The organism is Rhodopirellula sp. UH5 (genome assembly GCF_056839225.1).
The window spans coordinates 2214199-2225509 of the sequence record NZ_CM166390.1; the positions used below are offsets into that span (position 1 = coordinate 2214199).

At 57.0% G+C, this 11311-nt stretch carries 9 protein-coding genes; 3 read left to right on the top strand and 6 right to left on the bottom strand.

Annotation, left to right across the window (positions count from 1 at the left end):
- Positions 1-20 precede the first annotated feature (20 nt).
- Both UH5x_RS07975 and UH5x_RS07980 read left to right on the top strand, forming a co-directional pair.
- Positions 21-1430, top strand: a complete 1410-nt coding sequence (locus UH5x_RS07975) for a 3-keto-disaccharide hydrolase (RefSeq protein WP_482635333.1) — start codon at positions 21-23, stop codon at positions 1428-1430.
- A 995-nt stretch (positions 1431-2425) separates the two neighbouring features.
- Positions 2426-3508 (top strand): DNA glycosylase AlkZ-like family protein, encoded by a 1083-nt coding sequence (locus UH5x_RS07980; RefSeq protein WP_482635334.1) that lies wholly within the window; start codon positions 2426-2428, stop codon positions 3506-3508.
- On the opposite strand, the gene UH5x_RS07985 is transcribed toward UH5x_RS07980, so the two are convergent.
- The 4 genes from UH5x_RS07985 to der form a co-directional block, all read right to left on the bottom strand.
- The gene (locus UH5x_RS07985) at positions 3497-4615 is read right to left on the bottom strand and encodes a hypothetical protein (RefSeq protein WP_482635335.1); all 1119 of its coding nucleotides are present in this window, start codon (positions 4613-4615) and stop codon (positions 3497-3499) included. The two genes, UH5x_RS07980 and UH5x_RS07985, sit on opposite strands and share 12 nt — an antisense overlap.
- Before the next feature lie 83 nt (positions 4616-4698).
- Positions 4699-6798, bottom strand: coding sequence for an acetylxylan esterase (locus tag UH5x_RS07990; RefSeq protein ID WP_482635336.1), 2100 nt, complete (start codon positions 6796-6798; stop codon positions 4699-4701).
- A gap of 184 nt (positions 6799-6982) precedes the next feature.
- On the bottom strand, positions 6983-7444 hold the full coding sequence (locus tag UH5x_RS07995; protein WP_063838449.1) for an NINE protein: 462 nt from the start codon (positions 7442-7444) through the stop codon (positions 6983-6985).
- A 444-nt stretch (positions 7445-7888) separates the two neighbouring features.
- Positions 7889-9253 (bottom strand): ribosome biogenesis GTPase Der, encoded by a 1365-nt coding sequence (gene der / locus UH5x_RS08000; RefSeq protein WP_047816900.1) that lies wholly within the window; start codon positions 9251-9253, stop codon positions 7889-7891.
- A 90-nt stretch (positions 9254-9343) separates the two neighbouring features.
- Between der and UH5x_RS08005 the strand changes: the two genes are divergently transcribed.
- Positions 9344-10318, top strand: coding sequence for a uracil-DNA glycosylase (locus UH5x_RS08005; RefSeq protein ID WP_482635337.1), 975 nt, complete (start codon positions 9344-9346; stop codon positions 10316-10318).
- Positions 10319-10412: 94 nt separating this feature from the next.
- Here UH5x_RS08005 and UH5x_RS08010 read toward each other — a convergent pair whose 3' ends face one another.
- Both UH5x_RS08010 and UH5x_RS08015 read right to left on the bottom strand, forming a co-directional pair.
- Complete coding sequence (locus tag UH5x_RS08010; RefSeq protein ID WP_482635338.1) at positions 10413-10946, bottom strand: hypothetical protein; 534 nt, start codon at positions 10944-10946, stop codon at positions 10413-10415.
- 15 nt (positions 10947-10961) lie between these two features.
- Entirely contained in the window at positions 10962-11144 is a 183-nt protein-coding gene (locus tag UH5x_RS08015; protein ID WP_102017663.1) for a Flp family type IVb pilin, read from the bottom strand.
- Between the last annotated feature and the right edge of the window lie 167 nt (positions 11145-11311).

Sequence of the window (11311 nt, forward strand, 5' to 3'; positions counted from 1 at the left end):
AGTACGAGACCCGTTCGAGTATGTCATTTCGCAAATTTCTCGCGACCCCAACCCCACGCGTTTTCGCGGGTTTGCTCGCTCTGTGCCTGGCGATTTCGCTGACGCCCCAGGTAGTGTCGGCACAAGAAAAGGACTCGGTCGCAACCGAAAAGTCAGACGCGTCCAAACCCGACGCAAAACCAGCCGAGACCAAGAGCGAAAAGAAGGCCGAAAAGGCTTCTGACGACGCCAATGAAGAAAAGGCCTCGAAACCAAAACAGGACGCCTCAGAGGCCCCCAAAGCGGGCGCCCCCAAGAGCGAGAAAATGGCCGATGAAAAGGCCGACAACGAAACAGCACCTCAAGAAGAAGTCGCGGAAGAAAAACCAGCCGAGCCCAAACCCGATCCGACTTGGGTGGAGAAAGGTGTTTGGACCTTGCCACCGACCGAAGGACCTGTCGCCGTCGACTTCAAGTTGATCGGCGAATACGCCGGCGATGTCGCGATTGCAACTGAAAAGAAAACGGATGACTCCGATGCATCCACCGAAACCACCAACCAACGATTCGGCATCCAAATCCGAGCCCTCGGTTCAGGTGAGTTCGAAGCCCTGGCTTACGAAGGCGGACTGCCTGGCGACGAGAACTTCAACGAGGCCACTCAGCTGCGTTTGATCGGACGCCGCAACGGAGAAACGTTGGTCCTCTCGGGCGGCCCCTGGGCGTTGTTCGCGGGCCCTGAAAAGTGCCGTTTGATCAACTTCGAAGGCGACTCGCTCGGCGAATTGCCTCGCGTGATTCGAACCAGCCCCACGATGGGCGCTCAGCCACCCAAGGAAGCACTCGTGCTTTTCAACGGCGAGAACACCGACCAATTTTCCAAGGCCCGGATCGCCGACGAAGGCTTGCTCGCCCAAGGTGCCAACATCAAATGGTTGCTCAACGACTTTGACCTGCACCTGGAATTCCGAATCCCGCACATGCCCGGCAAACAAGGCCAACAACGAGGCAACAGTGGCATCTATCTGCAAAGCCGCTACGAGTGCCAAGTCCTGGATTCATTCGGTACCGAACGAGTCTTCAATGGATTGGGAGCCCTGTATCGCTTCAAGCCACCACGTTTGAACATGGCGTTCCCGCCACTGACTTGGCAGACCTATGACGTTCGCTTCACCGCGGCACGGTTTGGTGTGGATGGCAAGAAACTTCGTCCCGCTCACGTGACCTCCTGGGTCAACGGCGTGAAGGTCCAAGACAATGTCGCCTTGCCAGGTCCCACCGGAGCTGGCAAGCCCGAAGAAGCTCTTCCCTTGCCAACGTTGCTGCAAGACCATTCCGACCCCGTCCGGTTCCGCAACGTCTGGGTTCTCGACCGAGGACTCGCAACCGGCGACTCGTTCCCACTTCAAACCGAGAACGAAGCAGGTACGCAGGTGCCACCGGGTACGTGAGCCGTTTGGCGTTAGCCACGGTTCCCACGCATAACCGGGGCGAACGCTGGGCTGTTCAAAGGTTGGTGTTGACACAGCGTTTTCGTGGACAGTTTTTTGCCTGTTACCTCTCCCCCGACGAAGGAGGTCGTGCAGTTTTTTGGTGCTGCATTTTGGCGGGTTATCACATGGCGTACCTCTCCCGAAACGAAGTTTGGGGAGAGGTCGAGCGACGCCGTTCAGGCGTACGCGAGGGTGAGGGCCGAGCATGGGGAGCGGCGCGGATGGCCCTCCCCCGGAAATCTCGCTGAACGCTCGCTTTCCGCCCCCTCCCGCTGCAGACGTCGTGCAGTTTTCTGGTGCTGGGTTTTGGCGGGTTTCTGCAGCAACCACCCATCACAACCCGAAGCGTGAGCGAGGGACGCCCCCAACTCCCACGACGGCCCCATCCGGGGCGACCGTTTGTTTTCCGGCATCGGTCTCTCGGGGCTTCCGCCCCGAGCGAAGCATGACGGCCCCATCCGGGGCGATACCCAGACGCCCGCCACCATTTATTTTTCGAACGTCCCAAGGGAGGGTGATCATAAACGCTTGGCAACACGGTACTAAAAAACTGCACGACCTCAAGTTGAGGGAGAGGTGACTGGTTGATGCGAGGCAGAAACTTGCGCACACCAGAAACGCTGCAACCCCAAAGATTGAACAACAGCCCAGCGCTAGCCCAATGCCATCTACTCTGTAGCGGAACGGCGCGAGCCGTCCGGTGACGCGCCGGAAAACACCCACGATTTACCGGACGGCTTGCGCCGTTCCGCTAGCAAAATCCCCTTGGTTGGATCTAAAGTAAGTGCCATCCAGCGCTAGCCCACGGTTGCCGGAGACGAAACGGACGCAGCGGGTCGTCACTTCGCTGTGCGTGACGGACTTGGAAGTCCATCGTACGACTCAAGAACCCGCCAGGGCTGGTTCGAAGCCTGTGGCCAACCAACCTTCGAATCACTCGCACCCAACCAGCCATGCCATCCTTGGACCAATTTCGCAAACGAGTGCTGACCGACAGCTTGTTTCCACCCTGTGGGCTGGCCGATGCAATGGAGCGGCTCGGATTCGTCCAAGCTGATCCGATTCGCTGTCCGGCGCGTGCCCAGGACTTGATCCTGCGTCAGCGTGTGAAGAACTACCGCGTCGGGGATCTCGAACGCTGTTATCCCGAGCTCGATTTGGAAGAGTGCTACCTGTTCGCCTACGGGTTCCTCTCCAAAGATCTTTGGGGAATCGTGCATCCCAAGACGGAAAAGGAATTGTCCGACGAACACCGCCAAACGCTCGAGGTGATTCGCCAGCACGGCCCCATGCACTCCAAGGACCTGGAATCGCATGTCGGTGGTGAACGAGTGCAAAACTACTGGGGCGGCTTTTCAAGGTCCGCAAAGATGACCATGGAATCTCTGCACAACCGGGGTGCATTGCGAGTCGCGAGCCGAAACAACGGCATCCGCATCTACGACGCGGCCAAGGAGTTGGAACCAACCTTGTCGAACGAAGAGCGCTTGCAGCAACTGATGCTCGCGGCGCTGCAGGCGATGGGCGCAACCACTCGTCGGTTCCTATTGAGTGAACTGTCGCATTTCAAATACTTGATCGAAAGCGTCGCGGATCGTCGCCAGTGTTTACAAGCTTTGATCGACGCCGGTCGAATTCGCGTCGACATCGTCGATGAGGTGGAATACCTGTCCCTGGACTTGGGGAGACGTGGACGCATGAAAGCAGACACCGTTCGAATCCTCGCCCCGTTCGATCCGATCGTGCGAGATAGAACCCGATTCGAACATTTGTGGAACTGGACCTATCGATTCGAAGCCTACACGCCCAAGCCCAAACGCAAATTGGGTTACTACGCCATGCCGGTGCTCTGGCGAGATCAAATCGTCGGCTGGGCAAACGCGGCGGTGGACGCGGGCCGTTTGAAGGTGGACTTTGGCTACGCGGATCGTCGTCCGAAAGAACGAGTCTTCCGGCAAGCCGTGGAATCGGAAGTGAATCGACTGGCTGAGTTCCTGGGACTTGATGAAAGCGCCCAAGAAATTTCACATGGCTGACGCATTGCGACGGCGTTGGTTCTTTTTTGCAACCAACGCGATCGCGATCAGCCCCGTCTCAAAAGCAAGCGTGGCTGCGAGCTTTCCGACAAAGGAGATTGGAACAACCTCCGCTTCGGAAACGTCGCCATCGACTTGAAACTTCCGTGCCGGTGAGTCGAGGTACTTCTTCTCAAACTCCGCATCCACATCCAATCCGGTCGCGATCCATGCCGTCTCGTCTTCCGCGATGCGGTGAAACAACTCGTCGCCCTGTTTGATCTCGTTGAGCAGTTGCTCCTCCACCTGATTCAGTTCGACCTCCTTCTGCATCGCAATTGCAACGAAAGCCTTGTGACGGTAAGCCGCGACGGCCTCTGGAGCATCCACTTCCATGGATGCTCTCAAATAGGCTCGAGTGGCCAACTGCTTTGAGTCTTCATCGCTGTCATCTGCAAGCAGCAGATCGCCAAGTGCCTCCAGCAACACGGGTGAATCATGATTGCCAAAACGCATCATGCCCATCACCCCTATGGCAGTCGCTTGAATCTCCTCCAGAACGTCATCCTTCGCGGGTTTCCGAGCGTCCAACACAAAGGGAGTGAAACCGACATTCCACCAATCACTCTCCTCCGAAATCGGCAATTGCTTGGAAGGACGCCGCTTCTCAATCAAGTACTCCACCAGAAGCTGCTGATAGATTTCACGACCAAAGTGGGCGTCCGGGTTGATCGCAATGGCCTTCCGAATGTGCTCCCGGCCTTCTTCCAGTTGCCCGGCATGGATGTAGAACGTTCCCAAATTGGCTTCTGATTCGTAGCGTCCCTGTTCCGGCCATCGTTCGATCTTTTCGAGGATTGTCTCGATCGCCTTGTCGTGATCGCCCAGTTTGTCATGGGCAACCGCGATGTCGTCCAGATCGGTGGGAAGCAATTGATCGGTGGGCTTGGCCCTCCGGGCGGCGATTCGCCATTCGTAGTAAGCGTCCGAATGGCGAACGAAGTACCCAGCCATCAATTCATGAGCCCCCGGGAACACTCGTCGTTCCATCGCGAGTGTGTCCTGGTCCCACAGACAAGCGGACAAGTGACGCGGAAAGAATGCTGAGAAGACAGCAACAAGTAGCATGAATTTTCGCATTGGATTGGCTCCTGATACGACTCAGCCTACACGATCCGCCATCACTCCATTCAGCTCAGTTCGCCCAATCTTCAAGGTTGTCCCCAGACAATGTCAGAAAGAAGCGCTTGTGATTCCGCTTGTTTCCGCCACTCAGCCTCGGTGCTGCCACTGATCAAGACCTCGGAAACACATCCGGTGGCCATCATGACGATCTGTGGCAGGTCAACAATTCGGCTGACGTTGAGCAAATCGGGTGAATTGCGATTTGAGGCGGGCAAATCAGTCAGTTGAAGCTTGGCAATGGAGTCCGACCACAGCGAAGCATGCAGAGCGATGAACGCCGCGTCGCCGCTTCCACTCAGGTTCCAAGGACCGGCCACTGCCAACTTGTTCTCGTCCTGGGTCAGGGCCTTCAACGCGCTGACCACATCGTAAATCTGCATTCCAGCCGCCGTTTGTCCCAGCAACATGAACCGGCGACGAATGTGAGTCCGATCACGTTCATCGCGTGACCACTCTGTTGGCCCCACACCGCGTGGAACCACCAAGACGGTCGTTCGGCCGGACGCCGTCATTTGTTTCCAGGCTGCAGCGTCAGGTTGAATGTCAGCGAAACGCTCGGGTGCCACCACCGCCAATCCAGAGGAGGCTCGTTCCCAGCCCGATTGGTCCAACACGATCACATCCAAGGGTACATCCGCACCGGATGGCTCTGACAGCGGAGTGTCTGCTGCCTCGGTTGGACGCAAGACAATCAATGGCAAACGATACGGTGACTGACTGGCATATTCGGCAAAAGTGACTTCGGCCTCATCTCGTTGAACTTTTGAGACTACCTCCAGTTCCGGCGCGGCAGCCACGTCGGGCCAACCAGCAAACGTCTTGGTTCGCAGCTGATCCTTCCAATGCTTGGTGGCGGCGGCTAACTCGGCCGGCGTCTTCGGTGCGTCCTCCATCGATGCTTTCGGAACGAAGGATTCGTGAATCGTTGTCACGCGTTCGTCACGGGGTAGTTCAGCGAACACCCTCAATTGCTTTGGTTCAAACAGCTTCGTCGCCACCTTCTCGATCAGCGATTCATCGCCACGAAGATGACGGTTCAGCCAACGAAACGCGTGAATCCGTAGTTCCTGAGTGTCTTGGTGCGGCCCCGACGTGATTTGCAATCCGAGGTTCTTCTCCGCTCCGTAAAGCTCGTAGATCTTTCGGACTTTAGCGTGCAGATCGACCACGCCGTTGAGTGGGAAGATGGAGTCGCTGTCGGTGTTGGAAATCAACAACGGTCGAGGCGCCACCAAGGCCGCAACCATCGGGAAGTCCCAGCGATACGTGTTGACCATGTACATGCAATCGCAATGACCACTGACGCAGCCGTCCACCACGTGGTTTTCAAGGGTGGTGATTCCAGCGACCGGAACCGCCGCTTGAATGCGTTCGTCGATCGCAGCCAACCACCACGAGTAAGCCCCGCCACCACTGCGTCCGGTCACGCCTATCCGCTTCGGATCGACTTCGGGACGAGACTGCAGCAAGTCCACCGCTCGCATGCTGTTCCATGCCTCCACGCCAGCTGGTGTGTAGCCACGATTGTTCCACCACCACATTTTTTCACGGTAGGTCCCGTGGTGAATGCCTTCGATCTCGCCAAGCTGAATCGTGTCGATGACCAAACACACATAGCCATTGCGAGCGAACCAGGCACCGTGGTGTTGGTAGTGAACTTTGTTGCCGTAGCTGATGCCGTCTTCGACCACGCGGCCATGGCCACACACGTACAACACCGCCGGCAACGGCTCATCGACTTCCGCAGGGCGATACAAATTCGCGGTGACGTACAGACCCGGCATCGACTGAAAGTGCAGTTTTTCAACGATCACATCGTCCTTGCGATTTTCGCCCGTCACGGTGGTGTGCAGTTCACTCCGAGCCGGCAACGGGTTCAACCCAAGCATGTCCAGCAACTGCTGTCGATAAATTTCGCGACGGCTCGTCCAATCCTCCAGCGTTTCAATATCGGCCAGAGATTGCTCACTCAGTTGCTGGGTCTGTTGTTCGAAGTACTCCGCTACCAATTGATCGCCATCGGACGATTCCCCTGCGGGAGGCTCCGCCGCGAAGCAGCCTGAGCCAAGGAGGCAGTTCAAAAAAAGGCAGAAGGTCGACAGAGCAACCAAAGCGGGCCGGCGCATGAGTGAATCTCAATCGCGAAAGAGGTGGGGAGTGGGGCAGGTGGGGAGCGACGAGTTGGCTCGATTCTGGGAACCAAGCGATCGCTTCGCCTCATTGTAGATGGTTTGCTCCCGCCAGTGGTTTGCCCACGCAAGGTGCCGCCACTTCACGGTTCACCCGCGGTCCACCAACGTCCCGCACCCGTCAATTCGTGTACGCCGCCTGGCGATTGTACTGGTCGACTTGTTCGTTCAGCGTCCAAAGGTCATACAGCCATCCCACGCCAAACAACCCACCGGTCAGAAGATAAATGACTCCGGTGAACCACTTTTCGAGGTAGAAGCGATGGATCCCAAACAGCCCCAGGAACGTCAGCAGGATCCACGCAATCGTGTAGTCCACTGGCCCCGTGGTGAAACGCATTTGAGCCCGACGATCCATTCCGGGAATCAAAAACAAATCGACCAACCAACCGATCCCGGCCAGTCCAAGCGTGAAGAACCAAATGGTGCCCGTGATTTGTTTCCCGTAGTAGAAACGGTGTGCACCAAAGAAACCGAAGATCCAAACGATGTACCCGATCACAATCGAATGGGTTTCGGGCGGAGGCAGGTAGCCTTGGGCGAGTGGCTCGGATGGCTGGGCGGGTTGATGGGGTGTCGACATGGCACTTTGCTGCAGTGGAACGCGTAGCATCGCACAGAATCTGCGATGGTGGGGGCTTTTGCCCAAGACCGCTGAATCAAGGAGTGTAGCAGGCTCACTCCGTGTGCCGTCCGCTTCCAATCCCGGGATTTCAGTGAAGAGGTGGACGGCACATGGGATTGTGCCTGCTGCCGATTGAGCAGCATTGGACTTTGGTCCTTCTAAGCAGGTCGGCAGGAGTCTTTCGGCATTTGAAATATCGTGGCAAGCGTGGTTGTTTCCACGTACAACCGGGGCGAACGCCCAAACGGCTCACATGGTGATGCCCGATCATTCCTGCCGACCTGCTTAGGCACCTTTGCCGGCTGCATCTGGCGAGCCAGTTTCAGCAGCAGTGATCGCGACTGGCATTCCACCCGTTGTGTGAGAACCGCTGGGGCAACGGTTTCAATTTTGCAGTGTGATTTACGAATCGAATGACCGGCCTTGTCCAGCGCGTTCCGCTTTGGCTTCGGATCGGCTGCGTTGTTGCAGGTACAGCTTGATCGGAACTTCACCAAACGGCAGGTGGTCACGCATCCAAGCAATCAGATACCGTTGGTAATCGTGGGTGAAGGCTTTGGGGTCGGTGCACATCACCACCACCGTGGGCGGCTCGGTCGAAACCTGAGTGGCGTAGAAAATTTTTGGACGACGGCCTTGGTACATCGCCGGTGGATGCTGGTCGATCGCGGCGCGAAGGATCCGGTTGAGCTCCCCCGTGGACACTCGACTTTGAGCCTGCTTGTAAAGCATCGCGGCGTGGTTCATCACCGCTTTGACGTTGCGTCCAGTTTGCCCGGTGATGAAGGCGATCGGAGCGTAGGACAACGTGGTGAATTGGTGACGCAGGTATTTGACCCAACGTTCCGTGGGCACTTCTTTGTCGACCTTGTCCCACTTGTTGACCACGAAGAGCACCGGTTTGTGGTGCTCCATGATGTAGCCGACCAGCTGCTTGTCGACCTTGCTGACTTTTTCCAAGGCATCAAAGAACATCAGCACCACGTCTGCCCGACGGACGCTGCGCTGTGCCCGGTGGCTACCGTAAAAATCCAAGTCCGTACGAATCGATTTGCGTTTGCGAAGCCCCGGTGTGTCGATGGCCAGGAACGTCTGCCCGTCGACTTCGAATCGCACGTCGACACTGTCTCGGGTTGTCCCAGCGACTTCGCTGACAATCATCCGATCGGATTCCGCCAGTGTGTTGACGAAGGTGCTCTTGCCAACGTTGCGACGCCCCACGATCGCCACCTTCATGGAGGACTGCGGAGCAACCAAGTCCTCGTCTTTCTCAGGCAGCCGATCCACGATGACTTGGATCAGATCATCACGGTGTCGATTCTGAGTCGTGCTGACGGTGATCAGGTGCCCGCGTCCGAGCTTTCGAAATTCATCGGCGTGAATGTCTTGGTGCTCTTGGTCCGCTTTGTTGGCAACCAGGATCACGGGTCGCTCCACTCCCCGCAGACGCTCGACGACTTCTTCATCCAGCGGCATCAATCCGGTTTGAACGTCGACGACCAGCAGGATCACGTCCGCCGAGGCGATCGCCATGTCAATTTGCCGGCGCACATCGCTGGTCAGATCGTCGGCGTCTTCGACCCCCATTCCGCCTGTGTCGACCAGTTCAAAAAACTGATCGTCAGACTCGATCAAGGTGGTCATTCGATCCCGCGTCACGCCTTCGAAGTTATCAACGATTGCGAGACGTCGGCGTGCGAGCCAATTGAACACACTGCTCTTGCCGACATTGGGACGACCGACGATGGCGACTTGAGGGACTGGCATGACAAAAATCGAACAGAGGGTAAAAGGAACGACGAATCGGTGGTAACCTGCCAATGGTAAGCTGCGTCGAGCATTTCAAGAATCCCTTCCTTGCTCGAACTTCCCCGCAATGACCGTTTTTTTGACGCGAAATCGCTTCCTCGGTTGCTCATGACCTCCCTAGAAAACGACCTCGATCCCGGCGAAACGCACGAAGCCACGGGAGAACTGCTGGCTCACCTGCAACGGGTCGGCATCCGATTCATCCCCCAACCGAATGCGGAATCGGTCGAATCGTGGCAATCACGCTGGCAACAGACGGTCGTCACGCCAACCGAAGCGGGGCCGCCGACCGAAGGCACGCAGCCCACCCCCCGACCAGGGAGCAGCACGACAGCGGCTGATCCATCGACGATCGCCGCGGATGTCAAAACCCCGCCCCGAGCCCCGCAACATCGCTTGCAACCCGTCGAGTCATTCTCGGTCTCTGACGATCCCTACCCCGGGAAGAACCTGCCGATTGCTGACCGCGAAACGGAGCTGGCCAATCTGGCGTCGGTCGTCGCGGGTTGCACCAAGTGCGATATGTTGGCCAAGTGCCGAACTCAAACGGTCTTTGGCGAAGGCAATTCGGCCGCCCGGTTTGCGTTCCTGGGAGAAGCCCCCGGTGCAGACGAGGATCGACTCGGGCGTCCGTTCATTGGGCGTGCGGGGCAGTTGCTCGACAAAATGGTCCAAGCCTGCAAACTTCAACGAGAAGACATCTACTTGCTCAACACGGTCAAATGCCGACCGCCGGAAAACAGAAATCCAGAACCCACCGAACTCGACAATTGTCGCTCGTACTATGAGCAACAGCTTCAGATTTTGCGACCTGAATACATCGTGTGCCTCGGTGCAATCAGCGCTCATTCGTTGCTGAAGACCAAACTGTCCGTCGGTCGACTTCGACAACAGTTCCATCAGTACCACGAAAGCAAGGTGCTGGTGATCTATCACCCCGCCTACTTGTTGAGAAATCCAGAGGCCAAGAAGGCGGCCTGGGCTGACCTTCAGCTGCTGATGCGGGACGCAGGTTTGGCGTGAAATCGACGGCAATGTCGTCGCGGCGACGGGCGTGTGGTGTTGCTCGCGAATTCCGTCACGTGCAGTCCGTCGACAGAAATTCAGTCACGCCGATTCAGCTGACCGGAATGGCTGCTTCCTCTTCCGGCGTGGCTTCCATCCAACTGTCGTCCTCGTCGTCGATGTCCTCGTCTTCCGCGGCTCCGGCTTCTTCCCCCAGCTTGGCTCGCAACTCCAGCACTTCCTCACGGATGGTGTTGAACTGCATTGCCATTGCTGACCAATGGTCATCGTTGCGGAAGGAAATGTTGCGTCCTTCTTTGCCGTCGATCAAGTTTTGCATCTCGCGACGCATGCTGAAGATCGGTCCGGCAAATCGGTTGCTGACCTTCAAGACGTCGTAGATCATCAGCGGTCCGAGCACCAACAATCCAGGAACCCAATAGATGGCCTCGTCAGTGAGCGACAGGAACAAATCCGCTGTCGCGACACCCGGGTGAATCATCGACTGAGTGAAGAACTGAATCACCACGAAGTACGTCACACACGCGGTCCCATAGAGAACGGCGCACAAAATCAACGCCACCTGGACATCACTGTCAATCAGCAATTGCTGCCGGAGTGGACGGGTGGGACGTTTGGCTTTCATGGGAGCAAATCCAATTCAATTGGCAATGGCGTCTGACGAATTGCTCAAGCTATTGCTTGTCTCGGCCACCAAGACGCTGATGCCGGCTGCGGCAGTCACAATGATCAGTGACAGCATCACGGCGTACTCAACGGCAGTTGGGCCATCTTCTTCGAGCAGAAATCGCTTGATCGATCGCAAGAAGGGTCGCTGGGACATGGAACGGGTTTCATTCGGTTGTGAATCAATGTGGCAGGATCACGCTCCTACTCTGACGAAAACCTAGCCCGGCTTTGCCAGATGGGCGGGGCTTATCGAATGGGATTGTCGCCGAACCGTGAATTCGTGCCGGTCATTCGGTCTGTAACGTTTGAATCGTTTTCTCT

Coding starts and splice junctions, on each gene's coding strand:
- UH5x_RS07990 (WP_482635336.1), bottom strand. CDS start 6,798: ATGCGCCGGCCCGCTTTGGTTGCTCTGTCGACCTTCTGCCTTTTTTTG.
- UH5x_RS07985 (WP_482635335.1), bottom strand. CDS start 4,615: ATGCTACTTGTTGCTGTCTTCTCAGCATTCTTTCCGCGTCACTTGTCC.
- UH5x_RS08015 (WP_102017663.1), bottom strand. CDS start 11,144: ATGTCCCAGCGACCCTTCTTGCGATCGATCAAGCGATTTCTGCTCGAA.
- UH5x_RS07995 (WP_063838449.1), bottom strand. CDS start 7,444: ATGTCGACACCCCATCAACCCGCCCAGCCATCCGAGCCACTCGCCCAA.
- UH5x_RS07975 (WP_482635333.1), top strand. CDS start 21: ATGTCATTTCGCAAATTTCTCGCGACCCCAACCCCACGCGTTTTCGCG.
- UH5x_RS07980 (WP_482635334.1), top strand. CDS start 2,426: ATGCCATCCTTGGACCAATTTCGCAAACGAGTGCTGACCGACAGCTTG.
- der (WP_047816900.1), bottom strand. CDS start 9,253: ATGCCAGTCCCTCAAGTCGCCATCGTCGGTCGTCCCAATGTCGGCAAG.
- UH5x_RS08010 (WP_482635338.1), bottom strand. CDS start 10,946: ATGAAAGCCAAACGTCCCACCCGTCCACTCCGGCAGCAATTGCTGATT.